Source organism: Flagellimonas marina, assembly GCF_042651185.1.
Classification (GTDB): domain Bacteria; phylum Bacteroidota; class Bacteroidia; order Flavobacteriales; family Flavobacteriaceae; genus Flagellimonas; species Flagellimonas marina.
The window spans coordinates 141,253-161,474 of the sequence record NZ_JBHSCL010000009.1; the positions used below are offsets into that span (position 1 = coordinate 141,253).

The 20,222-nt window shown below is 42.4% G+C and carries 24 protein-coding genes; 20 read left to right on the forward strand and 4 right to left on the reverse strand.

Features of this window, described 5'->3' with window-relative positions:
- Positions 1-4: 4 nt before the first annotated feature.
- From ACFOWS_RS14455 to ACFOWS_RS14525, 15 genes are all read left to right on the forward strand, one after another.
- Entirely contained in the window at positions 5-313 is a 309-nt protein-coding gene (locus ACFOWS_RS14455) for a gamma-glutamylcyclotransferase family protein (protein ID WP_366586736.1), read from the forward strand.
- 17 nt (positions 314-330) lie between these two features.
- Entirely contained in the window at positions 331-1,203 is an 873-nt protein-coding gene (gene rsmA / locus ACFOWS_RS14460; protein WP_379765931.1) for a 16S rRNA (adenine(1518)-N(6)/adenine(1519)-N(6))-dimethyltransferase RsmA, read from the forward strand.
- Positions 1,190-2,542, forward strand: a complete 1,353-nt coding sequence (mgtE, locus tag ACFOWS_RS14465) for a magnesium transporter (RefSeq protein WP_366586734.1) — start codon at positions 1,190-1,192, stop codon at positions 2,540-2,542. Before rsmA ends, mgtE begins: the two co-directional genes overlap by 14 nt.
- 22 nt (positions 2,543-2,564) lie before the next feature.
- Positions 2,565-3,041: a DinB family protein gene (locus tag ACFOWS_RS14470; protein WP_366586731.1), complete on the forward strand. Its 477-nt coding sequence runs from the start codon at positions 2,565-2,567 to the stop codon at positions 3,039-3,041.
- A gap of 31 nt (positions 3,042-3,072) precedes the next feature.
- Positions 3,073-3,438: a cupin domain-containing protein gene (locus ACFOWS_RS14475; RefSeq protein WP_379765935.1), complete on the forward strand. Its 366-nt coding sequence runs from the start codon at positions 3,073-3,075 to the stop codon at positions 3,436-3,438.
- An 18-nt stretch (positions 3,439-3,456) separates the two neighbouring features.
- Positions 3,457-4,389: a 2-hydroxyacid dehydrogenase gene (locus ACFOWS_RS14480; RefSeq protein ID WP_379765938.1), complete on the forward strand. Its 933-nt coding sequence runs from the start codon at positions 3,457-3,459 to the stop codon at positions 4,387-4,389.
- Between the two features lie 9 nt (positions 4,390-4,398).
- Entirely contained in the window at positions 4,399-4,815 is a 417-nt protein-coding gene (locus ACFOWS_RS14485) for a response regulator transcription factor (RefSeq protein ID WP_379765941.1), read from the forward strand.
- Positions 4,816-4,913: 98 nt separating this feature from the next.
- A complete protein-coding gene (locus tag ACFOWS_RS14490; RefSeq protein ID WP_379765944.1) occupies positions 4,914-5,420 on the forward strand; it encodes a DUF4199 domain-containing protein in 507 nt (168 codons plus the stop codon).
- A gap of 7 nt (positions 5,421-5,427) precedes the next feature.
- On the forward strand, positions 5,428-5,886 hold the full coding sequence (locus tag ACFOWS_RS14495) for a DUF1801 domain-containing protein (RefSeq protein WP_379765947.1): 459 nt from the start codon (positions 5,428-5,430) through the stop codon (positions 5,884-5,886).
- Positions 5,883-6,269, forward strand: a complete 387-nt coding sequence (locus ACFOWS_RS14500; protein ID WP_379765950.1) for a VOC family protein — start codon at positions 5,883-5,885, stop codon at positions 6,267-6,269. Before ACFOWS_RS14495 ends, ACFOWS_RS14500 begins: the two co-directional genes overlap by 4 nt.
- A gap of 53 nt (positions 6,270-6,322) precedes the next feature.
- Positions 6,323-6,670 carry a TM2 domain-containing protein gene (locus ACFOWS_RS14505; RefSeq protein ID WP_366586714.1) on the forward strand — a complete coding sequence of 116 codons (348 nt, stop codon included), beginning with the start codon at positions 6,323-6,325 and terminating at the stop codon, positions 6,668-6,670.
- A 97-nt stretch (positions 6,671-6,767) separates the two neighbouring features.
- Positions 6,768-7,091: an ArsR/SmtB family transcription factor gene (locus tag ACFOWS_RS14510; RefSeq protein WP_366586712.1), complete on the forward strand. Its 324-nt coding sequence runs from the start codon at positions 6,768-6,770 to the stop codon at positions 7,089-7,091.
- Between the two features lie 2 nt (positions 7,092-7,093).
- Positions 7,094-7,588: a DUF6428 family protein gene (locus ACFOWS_RS14515; RefSeq protein WP_379765955.1), complete on the forward strand. Its 495-nt coding sequence runs from the start codon at positions 7,094-7,096 to the stop codon at positions 7,586-7,588.
- Positions 7,589-7,596: 8 nt separating this feature from the next.
- Positions 7,597-8,088 carry a GNAT family N-acetyltransferase gene (locus ACFOWS_RS14520; RefSeq protein ID WP_379765958.1) on the forward strand — a complete coding sequence of 164 codons (492 nt, stop codon included), beginning with the start codon at positions 7,597-7,599 and terminating at the stop codon, positions 8,086-8,088.
- 22 nt (positions 8,089-8,110) lie between these two features.
- The gene (locus ACFOWS_RS14525) at positions 8,111-8,533 is read left to right on the forward strand and encodes an arsenate reductase ArsC (protein ID WP_379765961.1); all 423 of its coding nucleotides are present in this window, start codon (positions 8,111-8,113) and stop codon (positions 8,531-8,533) included.
- Positions 8,534-8,539: 6 nt separating this feature from the next.
- Here ACFOWS_RS14525 and ACFOWS_RS14530 read toward each other — a convergent pair whose 3' ends face one another.
- The 3 genes from ACFOWS_RS14530 to ACFOWS_RS14540 all read right to left on the reverse strand — a co-directional run bounded on the left by ACFOWS_RS14530 (position 8,540) and on the right by ACFOWS_RS14540 (position 12,195).
- The gene (locus tag ACFOWS_RS14530; protein ID WP_379765964.1) at positions 8,540-10,357 is read right to left on the reverse strand and encodes a GNAT family N-acyltransferase; all 1,818 of its coding nucleotides are present in this window, start codon (positions 10,355-10,357) and stop codon (positions 8,540-8,542) included.
- Between the two features lie 82 nt (positions 10,358-10,439).
- The gene (locus ACFOWS_RS14535) at positions 10,440-11,690 is read right to left on the reverse strand and encodes an aspartate kinase (protein ID WP_379765967.1); all 1,251 of its coding nucleotides are present in this window, start codon (positions 11,688-11,690) and stop codon (positions 10,440-10,442) included.
- 22 nt (positions 11,691-11,712) lie between these two features.
- Positions 11,713-12,195, reverse strand: coding sequence for a GNAT family N-acetyltransferase (locus ACFOWS_RS14540; RefSeq protein WP_379765970.1), 483 nt, complete (start codon positions 12,193-12,195; stop codon positions 11,713-11,715).
- Positions 12,196-12,305: 110 nt separating this feature from the next.
- On the opposite strand from ACFOWS_RS14540, the gene fbp reads away from it, so the two are divergent.
- Positions 12,306-13,319: a class 1 fructose-bisphosphatase gene (gene fbp, locus ACFOWS_RS14545; RefSeq protein WP_366586691.1), complete on the forward strand. Its 1,014-nt coding sequence runs from the start codon at positions 12,306-12,308 to the stop codon at positions 13,317-13,319.
- Positions 13,320-13,321: 2 nt separating this feature from the next.
- On the opposite strand, the gene ACFOWS_RS14550 is transcribed toward fbp, so the two are convergent.
- Complete coding sequence (locus ACFOWS_RS14550; protein ID WP_366586688.1) at positions 13,322-13,747, reverse strand: tellurite resistance TerB family protein; 426 nt, start codon at positions 13,745-13,747, stop codon at positions 13,322-13,324.
- Positions 13,748-13,834: 87 nt separating this feature from the next.
- Between ACFOWS_RS14550 and ACFOWS_RS14555 the strand changes: the two genes are divergently transcribed.
- From ACFOWS_RS14555 to pdeM, 4 genes are all read left to right on the forward strand, one after another.
- On the forward strand, positions 13,835-14,863 hold the full coding sequence (locus ACFOWS_RS14555) for a ligase-associated DNA damage response exonuclease (protein WP_379765974.1): 1,029 nt from the start codon (positions 13,835-13,837) through the stop codon (positions 14,861-14,863).
- A complete protein-coding gene (locus ACFOWS_RS14560) occupies positions 14,860-16,491 on the forward strand; it encodes an ATP-dependent DNA ligase (RefSeq protein WP_379765977.1) in 1,632 nt (543 codons plus the stop codon). Before ACFOWS_RS14555 ends, ACFOWS_RS14560 begins: the two co-directional genes overlap by 4 nt.
- Positions 16,492-16,495: 4 nt before the next feature.
- Positions 16,496-18,958: a ligase-associated DNA damage response DEXH box helicase gene (locus tag ACFOWS_RS14565; protein WP_379765980.1), complete on the forward strand. Its 2,463-nt coding sequence runs from the start codon at positions 16,496-16,498 to the stop codon at positions 18,956-18,958.
- Between the two features lie 131 nt (positions 18,959-19,089).
- On the forward strand, positions 19,090-19,722 hold the full coding sequence (gene pdeM / locus ACFOWS_RS14570; protein ID WP_379765983.1) for a ligase-associated DNA damage response endonuclease PdeM: 633 nt from the start codon (positions 19,090-19,092) through the stop codon (positions 19,720-19,722).
- Positions 19,723-20,222: the final 500 nt, after the last annotated feature.

Below are 20,222 nucleotides of genomic sequence, written 5' to 3' on the forward strand. Positions count from 1 at the left end.
CCCATTGGACTATCTTTTTACCTACGGTACGTTACAGGACCTGCAGGTGCAGGAATATCTTTTTGGGCGGATTTTGGATGGAAAATCAGACGCTCTCTTTGGCTTCAAACGATTTGAAAATGCGGTTTATGGTCGGTATCCTTTAGTGCTTCATACCAAAAATGAAGAAGACAAGGTTGAGGGTATGGTCTACAAAGTTTCCACAGCCGACCTAAAAAAAGCCGACATCTACGAAACCAGTGCGTACAAACGGGAAAAATTCAATCTGGAATCTGGCTTAATGGCTTGGGTTTATATCGAAAATTCCCAGTAACTTGCAAAAAAACCTCCGTGTCCAAAAAGAAGAAAAGAAAACTGGGTAACGGCAAAACCAGAAAGCCTGAAAATGGACAGCATGAGGGTGCGGTAAAAGCCAAAAAGCACTTGGGGCAGCACTTTCTAAAAGATGAGGCCATTGCCAAAAAAATAGCGGATACGCTTTCTTTGGATGGCTATAGCAATGTCCTGGAAATTGGACCGGGCATGGGTGTTCTCACCAAATATCTGCTGATGCGCGGCATAGACTTGGTGGCCATGGATTTGGACGAAGAATCCATTGTCTACCTGAACCACAGCTTTCCTTTGGAACATCCAGAAGTAATCCAGAAAAATAAGAATCTTAACGTTCTTGAAGCGGATTTTCTCAAATTCAATTTGCAGGAATTGTACGGGGATGAGCAATTTGCCATCACCGGAAACTTCCCTTACAATATTTCCAGTCAGATTGTTTTTAAAATGCTGGAAATGCGGCAACAGGTGCCTGAATTTTCGGGAATGTTCCAAAAAGAAGTGGCAAAACGCATTTGTGAGGGCCCTGGCAGCAAAACCTATGGTATTCTCTCCGTATTGGTACAAGCCTATTACCACGCAGAATATTTGTTTACCGTACCTCCCGGTGTATTTGATCCTCCACCCAAAGTTGATTCAGGCGTTTTGCGACTCACCCGAAAAAAAGAGCTCAATTTGCCCTGCGACGAGAGCCTTTTCTTTAAAGTGGTAAAAACAGCGTTCAATCAACGGAGAAAGACGCTCCGCAATAGCCTTAAAACCTTCAATCTCTCTGATATTCTAAAAGAAGATACTATCTTTGACCAACGCCCGGAACAGCTCAGTGTGGCAGATTTTGTAACGTTGACCCAAAAGATAGCCAATGACCCCGTTTAAACTTACAGACGAGCTTTTAGATGACATCAGACAACTGATCGCCGAAGAAAAAAACAGCGCCCTTCAGTCGATGATGCGGGAATTCCACTATGCCGATGTCGCCGAAATAGCGGATGAGCTCAATGTGGAGGAAGCTACCTACCTCATCAAGCTTTTGGATAGTGAAAAGACATCGGACATCCTAGCAGAAATGCATGAGGATATCCGGGAAGCTGTTCTGAAAAATCTTACTGCCAAGGAAATTGCGGACGAGCTATCCGAATTGGATACCGATGATGCAGCTGACATCATCAACGAACTTCCCAAAGAACTCATTCAGGAGGTAATTTCTGAAATAGAGGATAGGGAGCACGCCAAGGATATTGTAGATCTTTTGCGTTATGAGGATGACTCTGCTGGGGGACTCATGGCCAAGGAGTTGGTGAAAGTCAACGAGAATTGGACCGTTACCACATGCGTTAAGGAAATGCGAGCCCAAGCAGAAAATGTTACTCGGGTACATTCCATTTATGTTGTGGATGATGAAGGTAAACTTAAAGGAAGGCTTTCCTTAAAGGATTTGCTCACCACCTCCACCAAAACGCACATCAAAGATGTGTACATTGCTAAGGTCGATGCTGTAAACGTAAATGAAAAAGGGGAAGAAGTTGCCAAGATCATGTCCAAATACGACTTGGAAGCTATTCCGGTGGTAGATGAGATTGGAAGATTGGTAGGCCGAATTACCATTGATGATATTGTGGACGTAATCCGTGAAGAAGCTGACAGGGATTATCAAATGGCGGCCGGTATATCCCAAGGGGTTGAAGCCGATGATAGCATTTGGGAATTGACACGCGCCAGATTGCCTTGGCTCATTCTAGGTTTATTGGGCGGATTGGGAGCAGCGGCCATCATGGGAGGTTTTGAAGAAATGATCTCCAAACATGCTGTCCTATTTTACTTTACTCCATTGATTGCTGCCATGGCCGGGAACGTAGGGGTGCAATCCAGTGCCATCATTGTTCAGGGGCTTGCCAATGATGATCTAAAGGGGAGTGTGAGCCATCGACTCATAAAAGAAATGTTATTAGCCCTTTTAAATGGACTCATTCTTGCCCTTCTGCTCTTATTATTTACTTGGATTTGGAAAGGTGCTTTTGCCACCGCTTTGGCCATATCACTCTCTTTGGTGGTAGTGATCGTTGTTGCTGGTCTAATAGGCACGTTTATTCCATTGTTCCTTCATAAAAGAAATATTGACCCCGCCATTGCCACAGGCCCCTTTATCACCACGAGTAACGACATTTTTGGCATCTTGATTTATTTTTGGATCGCCAAGCTGATTTTGGGAATCTAGTTTCTTTAGTCAACACACACCAATGAAATCGAATAGAAGTGAATTCATGGCATCTCGGTTACAGGAAGTTCTTTTAAGCGGTCGCTGGATTGCCCAAACCAATATTAAGGAGCAAATAGAAAGTATATCATGGCAACAGGCCAACCAAAAGATAGGTTCTTTAAATACTGTTGCGCTACTTACCTACCATCTTAATTATTACTTGGCTGGCATCCTAAATGTGTTTAACGGAGGAAAACTCGAGATTCGGGATAAATACAGTTTTGAAATGCCCCCAATCCAATCTGAAACAGATTGGAAGAAGTTGAAGCATCAATTTGTGGTGAACTCCGAAAAGTTTGTAGCGCATGTAGAAAGCATGGAAGATTCACAATTTGATGATTATTTTGTTGATGAAAAATACGGAACCTATCAGCGAAACATTGAGGGCGTGATTGAGCATAGCTACTATCATCTCGGTCAAATTGTGCTGATAAATAAAATGATTCAGGCTGAATAACTCCTTATCGCAATTACGTAAAACTAAGATTATGAAATCCATCAATCTAAAACAAAAACATGCTGAGTTCTCCAGCCAATGGCACCCGCACCAAATTGCTGTAGTGGATGATATGCAAGTACTTCTGGCCAAATTACAGGGGGAGTTTGTGTGGCATGCCCATGAGCATGAAGATGAACTCTTCCAAGTGATTAAAGGCACTTTGTACATGCAGTTTCGCGACAGGACCGAAGTGGTAAATGAAGGCGAAATCATTGTGGTGCCCAAAGGAGTGGAGCACAATCCCATGACCAAAAATGGCGAAGAAGTCCATGTTCTGTTGTTCGAAAAGCTCACCACTGCGCACACTGGTAAAGTGCAGCATGAAAAAACACAGACGCATTATCCAAAAATCTAGGAGTTGTATATTTGAGCCATGAAAGTTCTCCACCTGGATACCAACCACCCCCTACTTTTGGAGCAGTTTGCCCAATTAGGTTTTGAAAACCACGAAGATTACACTTCAACCAAAGAAGAAGTTGAAAAAACTATTGACAAATACGATGGTATCATCATAAGAAGCCGGTTTACTATAGACCATCAGTTTTTGGACAAGGCCACCAATTTAAAGTTCATTGGACGGGTTGGTGCCGGATTGGAAAACATAGATACCCAATTTGCCAAGGAGAAAGGCATATTTCTAGCATCTGCTCCAGAAGGAAACAGAAATGCCGTTGGTGAGCACACTTTGGGTATGTTGTTGTCCCTTATGAACAAAATGACAAAGGCCAACCGCGAGGTAAAAAAAGGAAAATGGGACCGCGAAGGCAACCGAGGTGAAGAACTTGATGGAAAAACCGTGGGGATTATTGGCTATGGAAATATGGGAAAGGCCTTTGCCAAAAAGTTACGCGGTTTTGATGTGGAGGTCATCTGCTATGATATAGTCGGCGGGGTTGGCGATGATAACGCCCGTCAAGTAGGAATCATGGAATTTCAGCAAAAATCAGATGTGGTGAGTCTGCATGTTCCCCAAACCGAAAAGACCATTGGCATGGTCAATACAGCATTCATCAATGGTTTTCACAATCCATTTTGGTTGTTGAACACCGCACGTGGAAAATGCGTGGTTACCAAAGATTTGGTGGAGGCATTGAAATCGGGAAAAATATTAGGTGCCGGATTGGACGTTCTGGAGTACGAAAAAAAATCTTTTGAGAACATGTTCGTCCAAAAGCCAAAAGCTTTCAAGTATCTCCGGAAAGCCAAAAATGTTCTTTTGACCCCGCATGTGGCCGGATGGACAGTGGAAAGCAAAGAAAAGTTGGCTCAAACCATTGTGGACAAGGTTAAAGCTAGATTTTGCTAAATTTAGTGGGTGAAAAAGACCATATTTGTTTTTTCAGCCCTAATCGTTGCGCTGCTTATCCTCTTTCAGTTGAGCAAATATGCCTATTGGTCCGGTGACATTTCCATAGAGATCATCATAGCCATAATCGCCGTGATTTTCTTTTTCATCGGAATCTACATCAACAAAAAATCGCTTCGAAATAAAGAGAATGTCGACCCTGCCATCAATCTAAAAAAAGTAGAGGAACTTGGTATCAGTCAGCGTGAATATGAAGTATTGGTTGAAATTTCCAGAGGGCTGTCCAACAGGGAGATTGCAGAGTCACTTTTTGTTTCTGAAAGTACCATTAAAACACACGTCTCCAACCTTTTGGTAAAATTGAATGCCAAACGCCGCACCCAAGCCATTCAACGGGCAAAAGACCTTCAAATTTTGGGTATTTAATTCATTCTAAGCCTAATATATCTTGATTTTGGTACTTTAGTATGAGCCATTCTTTTGGTCCAAATACTACATTTGAATCAACTTTTAATGAATTGACCATGAAAAAAACCGTTACCAAGTTTGGCCTATATGGAGCCATCACCATTTGCATATTGTTCCTTTTAAGTTGGTTCGTATTTAACGACCTCCCCTACTTCTCCCAAGAGGTTTTAGGGTATATATCCATGGTACTATCACTTAGTTTTGTCTTTTTTGGCATCAAACACTATCGAGATAAGGAAAATGATGGCAAGGTAAGTTTCAAAAAAGCACTCGTAATGGGTATTCTAATCAGTCTAATTACGGCCCTGGCGTTTGGGATTCTTGATGTTTTTTATACTGAAGTACTCAACCCAGATTTTATGACCGAGTACTACAACCATAGTGTTGAAACTCTAAGAACATCGCTTCCAGCAGATGAGTTTGAAGCAAAATTAGCTGAGATGGAATCGCAAAAAGCACTTTTTTCAAACCCGTTGTTCTCCTTTGCATTAATGGCGTTGACAGTTTTTGTGATTGGATTTATCATTTCGCTGCTTTCTGCATTGATCCTCCAACGAAAATAAATTTCTTATGACCATAGACGCCCAAACCCCGGACGAATACATCAATAAATTGCCAGAAAATCGTATAGAGGCAGTTTCCCAACTTCGGGAAACGGTGAAAAGTAATCTTCCCGACGGTTTTGAAGAATGTATCAGCTATAAAATGATCGGTTATGTGGTGCCGCACTCGTTATACCCAAATGGCTATCATGTTGACCCAAAGTTGCCGTTACCTTTTATCAATATTGCTTCGCAAAAGAATTTTGTGGCGCTCTACCATTCGGGAATCTATGCGGACAAAGAGTTACACGACTGGTTTGTAAGGGAATACCCGAAATACGTAAAGACCAAATTGGACATGGGTAAAAGCTGTATCCGGTTTAAGAACATGAATACCATTCCCTATGCGTTGATAGCGGAGCTGTGCCAAAAAATGACCCCGAAGGATTGGATAGCCTTGTATGAACAAAACATTAAAAAAACATGAAAAACAGAGTAACCGGAATTGGCGGATTTTTCTTTAAGACCACGGACCCAGATAAAATTAAAGAATGGTACAAAACCCATTTAGGCCTCAACACCGACCAATATGGCTGCTCCTTTTGGTGGAAGGATAAGGATGGGAATGATTGTATGACACAATGGAGCCCTTTTAAAGATGACACTACGTATTTTCAGCCCAGTGACAAACAATTTATGATGAACTTTAGGGTAGAAAACCTAGTGGAACTCCTTGAGCAATTGAAAAACGAAGGCGTTACCATTGTTGGTGATATTGAGGAATACGATTATGGAAAATTTGGGTGGATCATAGACCCTGAGGGAAACAAATTGGAGCTTTGGGAACCTGTTGATAAAGCATTTCTATAGCTATTAAATTATTTACTACATTTAGAAATCGTTTAACCAACACATTAAAGACCATGTCTGAAGAAAAAAAAGACTTTAAAGAAGAAGCCAAAAAAACCGCTGATGAATTTACAGAGGGGCTTAAGAACGCAGGAGGTGACAACAAGAAAATTTTAGCTGGAATCTTAGCGATTCTATTGGGTTCCCTAGGAGTGCATAAATTTATTTTAGGGTACAACAAAGAAGGCTTCATCCTTTTGGGCTTTTCCATAGTAGCTTATATTTTGGTATGTTTTGTAATCGGTGCCTTTTTAGCTTGGATTCCCGGTATCATTGGACTTATTGAAGGTATTATCTATTTGACTAAGTCGGATGAGGAATTTTACAATACGTACCAAGTGGGCAAAAAGCCTTGGTTCTAAAAAAAACAGGCCAGAGAAAACTCCTCTGGCTTTTTTATTTCCTATCATTATCGTAATATTGCAATATTATTTTTATATTTGGCAAAGAGTAGAACCTATGGGAGCTTCAAAAACACATATCTTTTCCCCAACACACAATGAACTGGCACATGTTGCCAAAGTGTTGGCCCATCCTGCACGTGTTGCCATTTTGGAATACATCAGCAAACAGGATGCCTGTATCTGTAATGATCTGGTGGATGTCATCGGCCTGGCCCAACCCACCATCTCACAACATTTGAACGAAATCAAAAAAATTGGACTCCTAAAAGGAACTTTTGAGGGAAAAAACCTCTGTTATTGCATCAATCAAGAACGATGGGAGGAACTTCAACATTCGTTTCATCAGTTCTTTTCCAATATTAACCGTAATTGCTGTTAGCCATGAAAACATCTGAATTTCTATCCGTATTAAAACAACATCAGAACAAAAGTTTGCTTTTTGAATATGCTCCAGACAAGCTGGTTGGGGCCAATTATCATATCACCGAAGTAAAAAATATCACGATTGACTCCGTGGACTGTGGAGCTGGAACCGATTTCTGGAAGGAGACCGTTATTCAACTTTGGGAAAGTCCAAAAGAAAAGGGCAAACGAGATTTTATGTCCATTTACAAGGCTTTGGCCATTCTCAATAAGGTGGACCGAATAAAGCCCATGGAACAAGATGCTGAAATTAAGTTCGAGTACAGTAATGATGACTTTCACACAGCGCAACTTTTTGTAAACGATTACACCTTGGATAACCAATCCTTGACCATAAAGCTATCTGTTCAAAAAACAGATTGCAAAGCGAAGGAAACTTGCGGGATTGAACCTACTGTTGAAGTTAAGGAAGAAGCCTCCGCTGGTTGCGCCCCAGGTTCTGGATGTTGTTAACTACATTTATGATGATTCGCAATATGCAAGCCTCAGATTGGGAGCACGTATGCCAAATCTATACCGAAGGTATAGCCACTGGCTTTGCCACTTTTGAAACCAATGCCCCTACCTACGAAAGTTGGGACGCTGCCCATGTTTCTTCTTGTCGCTTGGTGGCAGAGGAAGATGGTGTTATTTTGGGCTGGGCCGCCCTATCGCCCGTTTCCAGCAGATGTGTTTATGGCGGTGTTGGCGAAGTTAGCGTATACATCGCTGCGGAAAGTCGTGGAAAAGGGGTTGGAAAATTACTTTTAGAGAAGCTTATTGAAGAAAGTGAGAAAGCGGGCTTTTGGACCCTTCAGTCCGGTGTTTTTCCTGAAAATAAAGCAAGTATTAAACTCCATGAGAATGTTGGTTTTCGCTATATTGGCAAACGTGAACGCGTGGGTAAGATTCATGGAGTTTGGAAGGACAATTTATTGTTTGAAAAACGAAGCCACAAAGTTGGAATAGACTAAATATCAAATCAAAAAACACAAAATGAAAAATGTATTGGTGCTCTGCACAGGAAACTCGTGCCGCAGTCAAATGGCCCACGGGTATTTAAACCACTTTCAAGACAAACTGGCCAATATTTACAGTGCCGGTATAGAAACCCATGGCCTTAACCCCATGGCGGTTTCCATTATGAAAGAGGATAAAGTTGATATTTCCCACCATACCTCCAACCATGTAGATGAGTATGCTGGCATCGAGTGGGACTATATCATCACAGTATGTGACCATGCCAAGGAACACTGTCCCTTTATCCCCTCAAAAAATGCGCGACGCCTTCATCAAAACTTTGTAGATCCATCCAAAGTAGATGGTTCAGACCAAGAAATTCATGAGGCTTTTGTAAGTACCCGGGATGAAATAAAGGAGTTTTGTCACGATTTTGTAAAGGAAGAACTTATGGATTAATCTGGCTTAGTCCTCATTATTGACCAAACCTTCAGCAACTTTTCGTTCCAACTCCGCCTGAAATTCCTCCATAACCGGTTTAACGGTGTCCTCAGGTAGGTCCGCTATCTTTATGTACATTAATCCGTCTACGGAGTTATTGAACAGCGGGTCTACATTGAACGCCACTACTTTTGCATTCTGTTTGATGTATTTTTTGATCAAAACTGGTAATCGTAGGCTTCCTGGCTCTACTTCACTGATCAATTTATCAAACTTATTAAGGTCGGCCTGGGTTTCATCAAAGACAAATTCTTTGTCTGCGTCCTTGAGCTGTACCTTGAATTCCTTTTTGGGTCGAATGTATTGGGCCACATACGGGTCCCAATAGTTGGATTTCATAAACTCGATCATCAAGGATTTGGAAAAGTTGGAAAACTGGTTGCTGATACTCACACCCCCGATCAAATATTTATGCTCCGGATGTCGCAACGTGGTATGCACAATCCCTTTCCACAATAAAAATAAGGGCATGGGCTTTTGTTGGTATTCCTTCACAATATAGGCCCGTCCCATTTCTATGGATTTCTCCATCATGCCATACAGTTCGGGTTCAAAACGGAACAAATCCTGAAGATAAAACCCATCAATACCGTATTTTTTGAAAATCTCCGAACCCAACCCCATTCGGTAGGCACCAACAATGGTCTTTTCTTCATTATCCCATAAAAACAGGTGGTGGTAATAGGAATCAAACTTATCCAAATCAATGGCATTGTTGGTTCCTTCCCCTACTTCACGGAAAGTAATTTCACGCTGTCTGCCAATCTCGTTCAAACAGAAGGGCATATCTCGTTGTTGCGCTAGGTAAACCTCGTAGTTTTTGCTTTGCAATACCCTGCAATCCTTTTCACGCAATCGTTCAATTTCACCCTCCAACACTTTTGCACTTACGGGCATAGCAATTTTCTTGGGAGGTTTTGGAATCTTTAAACTGGTGGGCACCTTATCAATCAACCGTTCCTTTTCAAAAACATTGGCCAAGAGGTAGGTTTTCTTCCGAAGTAATTCGGTATACGACTCCAAAGTCTCCTCCTCATTTTGAGTAGCCACGGAAATGGGTTGTCCAATACGCACTTTAATGGGCCGTCTACTCTGCGAGGTAAGCTCAGATGGCAATTTGGCCGTTCTAAAAACATCATTCATTTTAGACAGTCGATAAAAAAGTCGACTGTTACGGGCATGAAAATATATAGGTACTACAGGAACCTCTGCCTTACGAATCAGTTTAATCGCCGCTTCCTCCCACGGCCGGTCAACCACCAATTTTCCATCACGGTAGGTTGACACTTCACCAGCAGGGAAAATTCCCAGTGGGTGACCTGCTTTTAAATGGGCCAGAGCACTTTTAAAACCCATAATGCTGCTCTTGGCATCCTTATGTTCTTCAAAAGGGTTAACCGGCATAATGTAGGGCCGCAACGGCTCTATACGGTGCAATAAAAAATTGGCGATGATTTTAAAATCGGGACGTTCCTTCAGCAAAAGTTTTAATAACAAAACCCCATCAATTCCTCCCAGCGGATGATTGCTGATGGTAATATAGGGCCCTGCTTTGGGCAATCGCTTTAAATCCTCCTCTGGAATCTCGAAGTCTATTTCGTAATGGTCTAAAATAGAATCCAGAAATTCCGGACCAGGAAGCTCTTTGTTCTTGTTGTAGAATCGATTTATGGTCGTAATCTTTGTGGCAACCATCAAAAGCCACCCCACAAAAGTGCCCAAGAATCCATATTTATCAAGGTGAATCACCTTAGCCACTTCTTTCGCAGAAACCAACCCCATGAACTATCTTTATTATTAGGTATGCGTAAAGATAGAAAAATACGGTAATTGGCACCTTCGTTAATAAGAAGGGCACCAAACCCTACTTTACAACAAGCTGTACGGTTTCCTTGCCACGTTGTTCCACAAGCACGGACTTCCCATTTTGAAGGGATTTAACAGCAGTATCATCGAAATGGCGAATAGTGTAGAGCGACACATCTTCATGACATACTACCTTGAATTTTCGTTTCAGTACATCTAACATAGGTTGAAGTCCATTGAACTTATTGTCCAAACACACCGAAAAGCTAATGGCAGAGTTCTGGATCAAATCCACTTTTAGGCGATGGTCATGGAATAGTTTAAAAATTTCACTGATGTTGTCCTCAACAATGAAAGAAAAATCCAATGAAGAAAGTTTCAGTAAAACCTGATTCTTCTTTACAATAAAGCAAGGGGTCTTCGGAACAATCCCTACTCCTTTGCCCACTGTTGTGCCCATATCCTTGGGATTTAGAAACGATTTTACATGCAAGGGAATTTCCTTTCGCTGTAAGGGTTGAAGGGTTTTAGGGTGAATCACCGACGCTCCGTAAAACGCCAATTCTATTGCCTCACGATATGAAATCTGTTCCAACAATAGGGTTTCCTTAAAGTTTCTGGGGTCTGCATTTAAAACACCTGGGACATCCTTCCAAATGGTTACAGATTCCGCATTGAGGCAATACGCCAGAATTGCCGCGGAATAATCAGAGCCTTCCCTACCTAACGTAGTGGTGAAATTGTTGTCATCACTTCCCAGAAATCCTTGGGTGATGTTCAATTTGGACATATCTACATGGGCAGTTACTTCAGCTTGGGTACGTTCCCAATTGATTTGGGCATCGCGGTAATTGGTATCGGTTTTAATCAAAGTACGGACATCCAACCAGGTGTTGGACAATCCAATCTCGTTCAAGTAGGAACTGATAATGGTTGTGGATAACAATTCCCCATAGCCCACCACTTGGTCATAAACGAAAGCGTATTTAGGCGATTTGTTCCACGTTAAAAATCCTTTGACTTCTTCAAAGAGCAGTTTAACCCTGTCATAGATGGGGTGCTTGGGATTTTCAAACAAGTTGGAAAGAATTCCCGCATGGTAATCAATGACCTCCTGCAGTGCCCCTGTGATGGAACTTTTATCCTTAAAATACGACTCCACCACTTTCTCCATGGCATTAGTGGTCTTGCCCATGGCCGATATGACCACCAAAGTATCCTCATAGCCCACTTCTTGTAAAACTCGTACAACATTTCTAACCGCATCGGCATCCTTTACTGATGCACCACCAAACTTAAAAACTCTCATTCAGTATATCTTCTTCTAAAAATTAGTTTAAACTATTTATGTAATTTTTTATGCCCAGCTCGTCCATTTGAACCACATCCCAATCCCTTAACACTTTGGCTCCTTTTTTTTCATAGAACTCAATGGCTGGCTCATTCCAGTCCAAAACTTCCCATTGTATTCTCCTGACGCCAAGATCGTGGCCATATTTTATAACCTCATCAAGCAGTGCGGTTCCCAAACCGCTTCCACGCATACGTTCAGAAACGATAAGATCTTCTAAATGAATTGCAGGCCCTTTCCAAGTGGAGTATCTGGGATACACCAAGGCAATCCCTACGATTTCCTTCTCCACTTCAGCAACAAAACAATGGAACAGCTTATGCTCTCCAAAACCATCATTTTCCAAATCTTCCTTGGAAATTATAACAGCATCGGATTCTTTCTCAAAATCGGCCAGTTCTTGCACCAAAGCCAAGACTTGGGCCATATCTTCCTTCTCGGCATTTCTGATTATATATTCCATGATTGTTACAAATAAAACTCAAAGTTATAAATTTCTAAAACTTTAGCCTTACGAAAACGTTTTAGATTCACAAAATGCCCGATATTTGTCCGTAAATAAAACAGTATTTCATGTCTGACAAACAGCGACTCACCATGGGCGAGTTCATTATCGCCAACCAAGAATCATTTCAATACACTTCCGGGGAACTTTCTAGACTGCTCAACGGCATTCGTTTGGCCGCCAAAGTTGTGAACCATGAAGTAAACAAAGCTGGCCTTGTTGACATTATCGGAGCCGCAGGAGATACCAATATTCAAGGCGAGGACCAACAAAAATTGGATGTATTGGCTAATGAGAAGTTTATTCAGACCCTAAAGAACCGTGAAATTGTTTGTGGGATTGCCTCAGAAGAGGAGGACGATTTTATCAGTATAAATAGTTTTGACAAACAACATAAAAACAAGTACGTAGTACTTATTGATCCCTTGGATGGCTCCTCCAATATTGATGTAAACGTTTCCGTAGGCACCATTTTCTCCATATATAGAAGAGTAACGCCAGTGGGCACCCCGGTTACCTTAGAAGATTTTCTACAACCTGGTAAAAATCAAATCGCAGCAGGATATATTATTTACGGAACTTCAACCATGTATGTCTACACAACCGGACATGGCGTAAATGGTTTTACCCTAAACCCTGCTCTTGGAACATTTTATCTTTCCCACCCAAATATGCAGTTTCCCGAAACGGGCAAAATTTACTCGGTAAATGAGGGCAATTACATCCATTTTCCGCAAGGAGTCAAAGACTACATCAAATATTGCCAAAAAGAGGAAGGGGATAGACCGTATACCTCAAGATATATTGGTTCCTTGGTTTCCGATTTTCATAGAAATATGATCAAAGGAGGTATTTACATGTACCCAAAGAGCAGCGTTGCACAAAATGGTAAACTCCGCTTGTTGTATGAATGCAATCCCATGGCTTTCTTGGCAGAACAGGCCAACGGAAAAGCCAGTGATGGTTTTCAACGTATTATGGACATACAGCCCACCGAGCTTCATGAAAGGGTTCCCTTTTTCTGCGGAAGCAAAAAAATGGTGGAAAAAGCGGAAGAGTTTATGGCCAATGCCAGTTCTTGATCTTACTTCCTGGTTACAATTTCGTGGTAATCCTCAAAATCGATTTTCCCGGTAAATATGGCAATGGACTTATCAATGATTTGTGAAGCTGTTTTGGTGGGAAACCCCAGACCAATTGCATATTTCTCCACCATAAAACGTTCTTCATCATCAATTTCGTGGTCTGAAAAAATGATTTGGAAAAACTCGAAAAGTCTTTTGTAACGTTGTTCGCCACTGTGAGGAGTTTCTATAGGATATTTATTCTCCTTTTTCATGACCTCTTTATACTCTGCCTCTGAAATATTCAGTTTAAAGGCAAACTTGTCCAAAATAGCTTTCTCTTTCGGATTTATTTCTCCATCAATAGCAGCCAAACTGGCCAAAGTGGCAAAGTGGGCCAAGTTTTTTCGGTGGTCTCCGTGCTCGTATAGGTCTAGAATCGGCATATATCAAATTTTGTGGCACAAATATAAATCTTATCGTAAAAAAGCAGGTAAAATAACACCAAAAGAAATTCGTAATTTTCCAATGCTATGAAAAAACCGCTGCTTCAATTTACTTCCAAAGGAATTTATTGTGATAGAGCAAACGTCTATTTAGATCCCTGGAAGCCTGTTGAAAAGGCCATTATCTCGCACGGACATGCCGATCATAGTCGCTGGGGACACAAGCAATACATTACACATTGGAGAAATGTTCCCATTATAAAACATCGCTTGGGAGAAATCAATGTAGTGGGCAAAGAATGGGGAGAGACCTTTAGCGTAAATGGCGTGAAATTCAGTCTGCACCCGGCCGGACACATCATCGGTTCTTCTCAAATACGGGTGGAACACAAAGGGGAGGTTTGGGTGTTTACAGGGGATTATAAAATTGAGGACGATGGTCTTACAACGCCATACGAACTGGTTAAATGTCATACCTTCATCACCGAATGTACCTTTGGATTACCAGCCTTTCAATGGCGACCGCAGGCCGAAGTTTTTCAGGACATAAACAATTGGTGGACCCAAAATAAAGCAGAAGGCAAGACCTCCGTATTATTTGGATATTCGCTCGGAAAAGCCCAACGCCTGATAAAACATTTGGACACCTCCATCGGTAAAATATATACCCACGGAGCAGTGGAGAACATGACCCATGTCATTCGCCCTTTGGCCAATTTACCCACGACCCATTTAATCACAAAAGAAACCAAGAAGCAGGAACTTTTGGGAAATATTGTGGTTGCTCCACCCAGTGCGCACGGCAGTACGTGGATCAGAAAAATGGTTCCTTATGTCACCGCTTCGGCCAGTGGTTGGATGGCCTTTCGCGGTGCGCCTAGAAGAAGGGCCATTGATAAAGGCTTTGTGTTGAGCGATCATTGCGATTGGAACGGACTTTTGGACACCATTCGCGCCACCGGAGCCGAAAAAGTCATCTGTACCCATGGCTACACGGATGTCTTTTCCAAATATCTAGGGGAGTTGGGTTACGATGCACGAACCGAAAATACCCAGTACGAAGGGGAATTGACCGAAAACAATACGGAAGAACAGGAAAAGTCGGAGATGGAATGAAACTATTTGCCCAGCTCATAAAAACCTTGGACAGCACCAACAAGACCAACATAAAGGTGCAGGCACTTTCGGACTATTTCCAAAAGGCAAGTGACCCTGATAAAGTCTGGACCATTGCCATTCTTTCGCACAGAAGGCCACCACGGCCTGTGAACACCACGTTATTGCGAACATGGGCCGCAGAATTGTCCAACATCCCGCCCTGGTTGTTCGAGGAAAGCTACCATATTGTGGGCGATTTGGCTGAAACGATTGCTTTGGTGGTTCCTTCATCAGAAAAAGGAACAAAAAAGTCATTGACGGACTTTTTACAGGAAATGATTGCCCTTAAGCCCAAAACAGAAGCAGAAAAAAAGAAATACCTCTTTAAAAATTGGTCGGTATTGGACTATTATGAACGATTTGTGTTTACCAAATTGATCACAGGCAGTTTTAGGATTGGGGTAAGCCAGAAGCTGATGACGCGTGCCCTTTCCAAAGCAACAAAAATTGAGGAGGACATCCTTGCCTACAAATTAATGGGGAATTGGGACCCCAATACAATCACCTTTCATGATTTGGTTTTGGAGGAAAAAGAAAGTGATTACCTCTCCAAACCCTATCCTTTCTTTTTGGCCTATGCCTTGGAAGGGGAAGTCGATGAGTTGGGTGATGTGAAAGATTGGTCGGCTGAACATAAATGGGACGGCATTCGGGCGCAGGTCATTCTCAGAAACAACGAAATCTTCATTTGGAGTCGAGGCGAAGAATTGGTTACCGACAAATATCCGGAATTTGAATCTTTAGTGGGTGCCATTCCCAATGGAACCGTCCTTGACGGTGAATTGCTCCCCTATCCCAAAGGAAAAATCGGTACATTCAATGACCTTCAGACCCGAATCGGTCGAAAAAACATTTCAAAATCGCTTTTGGACAAAATCCCCGTCAAATTAAAAGTCTATGATCTTTTAGAATGGGAAGGAAAAGATATCAGAAAAAAGGCTTACCTAAAACGAAGAGAACTTTTGGAAAAATTTTATAAAACGCTCACTGAGCGCCCGCCTGCCAGACGGGCAGGTAGTCCAAGTGACCTACCCCTACTCTTATCTGAACGAATGCAATTCAATTCATGGCAAGAAGTTGCCCAAGAACGAGAACTGTCCAGAGAAAAGCACAGTGAGGGTTTAATGCTCAAACAGAACAATTCCACTTACCAAGTAGGCCGAAAAAAGGGAGATTGGTGGAAATGGAAAGTTGACCCCCTCACCATTGATGCCGTGCTTACCTATGCCATGCGGGGGCACGGTCGCCGCAGCAACCTTTTTACAGATTACACCTTTGCCCTGTGGGACACCAATGAGGAAGGAGAAAAAGAATTGGTGACCTTTGCCAAGGCGTATTCCGGGTTGACCGACGCCGAATTTAGACAGGTAGATGCGTGGATCAAGAAAAATACCTTGGAACGTTTTGGCCCGGTAAGAAGTGTAACGCCCCATCACGTCTTTGAAATTGCCTTTGAGGGCATTGCCCCGTCTAAACGCCACAAAAGTGGAGTGGCCACACGCTTTCCCCGAATTTTACGCTGGCGCAAGGATAAAAAAATTGAAGAGGCCAATTCCTTGGATGAGCTTAAAAAATTGATTGTATAACGCAATGGACAGGAAAGAGCTTTTTCAAATCGCTGAAGAATGGTTCCAACAACAAGGATGGACCCCATTCCCTTTTCAAAAAAAAAGTTGGACAGCATTTTTGAGTGGAAAACACGGGCTGTTGAACGCTCCCACCGGCAGCGGAAAAACATACGCCCTTTGGTTCCCTATTGTGTTGAATTACATCAAAAACAATCCCGAATACAAAACCAAACACAAGAAGGGACTCAAGGCCATTTGGATTACCCCGCTTCGGGCGCTATCCCAAGAAATTAGACAATCCGCAGAGCGAATTACCCATGATTTAGGGACCCAAATGACAGTGGGCATTCGGACTGGAGACACCTCAACAAAAGAACGGGCTAGACAAAAAACAACAATGCCCGACCTTTTGATCACTACACCTGAGAGTTTGCAACTGTTACTTTCCTCAAAAGGCTATGCCAAGCTTTTTAAGAACTGCTCCGCTATTGTGGTGGATGAATGGCATGAACTTTTGGGCACCAAACGTGGCGTTCAGATGGAACTAGGCCTATCCCGATTAAAATCGGTTTGCAAAAATCTTCGGATTTGGGGCATCTCCGCCACCATTGGCAACTTGGATCAGGCTAGAGAAGTTTTATTGGGTCCATCCTCCAAAGAACTGGACAACTCAGTGTTGGTCAAGGCCAACCTCAATAAAATAATCACGGTAAAAAGTATCATCCCAAAAGAAATGGAAACCTTCCCGTGGCGGGGTCATTTGGGACTACATTTATTGGATGAAGTGATTCCCATTATCAAAAACAGTAAGACCACCTTACTTTTTACCAATACCCGAAGCCAATGTGAAATCTGGTTCCAAAAAATCTTGGAAAAATATCCCGAGTTTGCCGGGGAAATCGCCATGCATCATGGTAGCATTAACAAAGAAACCCGACTTTGGGTGGAGCAGGCCATTAGAAATGAAAGTCTCAAAGCCGTAGTCTGTACCTCCAGCTTGGATTTGGGTGTAGATTTTGCGCCAGTGGAAACCGTGGTCCAGATTGGAGGGCCCAAAGGCGTAGCCCGATTTTTACAGCGGGCCGGTCGCAGTGGCCATCGCCCCGGAAAAGAAAGCGTTATATACTTTTTGCCCACCCACGCCATGGAACTCATTGAAGCTTCAGCCATGCAAAAGGCGGTGTTGAACAGTGCCGTAGAAGACCGTATTCCATACTTAAACAGTTTTGATGTGCTCATCCAGTATCTGACCACCTTGGCAGTTTCCGATGGGTACTTTCCTGAAGAAATTTATCCTGAAATTAAACAGACGTTTTGTTATCAGGCAATAAGTGACGAGCAATGGCAATGGCTTCTCAATTTTTTGGTGATGGGCAGTCAAAGCTTAAAAACGTATGATGAATACAAAAAAGTTGAGGTTGAAGAAGATGGAAGATTTAAGGTGAACAGCCGTGCAGTTGCCATGCGACACCGGTTCCAAATTGGGACCATTGTAGGTGATGCTACCATTCATGTGCGTTACCAAAAAGGAGGGTACATCGGTTCCATTGAAGAGTATTTTATTTCTAAATTGAGTTCTGGGGATGTCTTCACCTTTGCAGGGAGGAACTTGGAATTTATTCGGATAAAGGGCATGTCTGCCCATGTTCGGAATTCATCCAAACGCACGAATAAAGTCCCTAGTTGGATGGGCGGCCGACTCAGTTTTTCGGCGAAAATGTCGGAACTGCTCCGGGAGGAATTGTACACAGCCGAACTCCCTTCTTCAAAACAATCCAAGGAAATCCAGTCCTTAGCGCCCATGTTTGCCAAACAACGTGAAGAAAGCATCGTTCCTCTTCCCAATCAATTCCTAATTGAGACTTTCGAAACCAACGACGGTCATCACCATATTTTTTATCCGTTTGAAGGTAGGGCCATTCATGAAGGAATGAGTAGTTTGTTGGCCTATCGCATCAGTTTGTTGACCCCGATTACGTGCTCCCTTGCCTTCAATGACTACGGTTTTGAATTGCTATCAGACAAACCCATCGATATTCAGGCGATTTTGGACAACAATCTATTTACAGCCGAGTACATGCTCTCCGATCTTCAAAAAAGTTTGAATTCCAACGAAATGGCCAGACGAAAATTCCGGGATATTGCCGTTATAAGTGGAATGGTTTTCACTGGGTATCCTGAAAAAGGAGTAAAAATGAAACACCTGCAAAGCAGTTCAGAACTTTTGTTTGATGTTTTCAAGGATTTTGAGGACGACAACCTCCTCTATCAGCAAGCCTATACCGAAACTTTTGAGCATCAATTGGAAGAAGGTCGTTTGCGACTGGCACTGGAACGAATTGCCCAACAGGAAATCGTTTGGAAGCAATGCCAACAGCCTACTCCTTTCTCGTTTCCAATCATTACCGATAGGCTTCGAGAAAAACTATCCAACGAAAAACTGGCGGACCGTATCAAAAGAATGACCGCCAAGCTAAACAGATGAGCAGGAGCAAGTCATTTCGAACCGAGCGAAGCAAGTGTGAGAAATCTCAACTGATATGTGATTTCTCAATCGTCGTTGTTCTCCTCATTTCGAAATGACAATACCATTACATTTGCAATAACGTATCGTCAGTGAGTCATAGCATCCATATAAAAGATCAAAATTTTCAACTCCACCCTTTGGGTGGTTTGTTCTGGGTAGAAAAGTCGATGCTTTTGATTAGCGATGTGCATTTGGGCAAAGTCTCCCACTTTAGGAAGTTTGGCGCCGCGGTGCCAAGAAAGGCCATCCACAAAAACTATGTGCTGCTTGATATGATTGTGGCGGATTTTCAACCCTTTCAAATCTGTTTTTTGGGTGATTTGTTCCACTCTTCTCTAAACAAGGAATGGGAACTGTTTGAGAATTGGGTGACCAAAACTCCGGCCGAGATTATTTTGGTTTCGGGCAACCATGATATCATCGCTCCAGAAAAATACAAACAGCTCAAGGTTGAAATTTTCCCTGAACTCATTATCGATGATTTCCTGTTGACACATCACCCAGAAGAGCGAGAAGGACTGTTCACCTTTTGCGGACATATTCATCCTGCGGTGAAACTCCACGGATTTGGAAGACAAAAACTTCGACTTCCCTGCTTCTTTAAAAGTAAAAACCAAATGGTCTTACCCGCCTTCGGTGAATTTACAGGAACCTATACCATGGCCCCATCAAAGGATGATGAAGTGTATGCCATTGTGGAGGATATGGTGGTAAAGGTTTAGATTCTTCGCTTTGCTTAGAATGACCATGGCACATTCGGAATAGTTTGTGTCATTCGTGTCAAAAACCAAGAAGGATTTCTCGACTGCGCTCGAAATGGCAAATAGAGCTTTCATTAAATTCCACAACACTCATATCAACACTATCCAAAAAGTTTCGATTGCCCTTTCGACCAATTGCTTACCAACAAACTTCGATGTCATTTCGATATGAGGAACGCAGGGACAATTGAGAAATCTCACCAACCCATAGATTTTTCACACTCCTGCCCGTCCGGTAGGCGGGCGTTCGAAATGGCAAAAGTAATTCGAGATAATTTGTGCAATTCGTGTCCAATCATAAACGATAGACCTGATTGTTCATAAAGTAACCCTTCGACCACGCTCAGGGTACCTTGCAAAAACATCAACAATTTGTCATTTCGATATGAGATGCGGAGCATTGATTGAGAAATCCTACCAATCCATAGATTTCTCACACTCCTTGGGTTGGTTCGAAATGA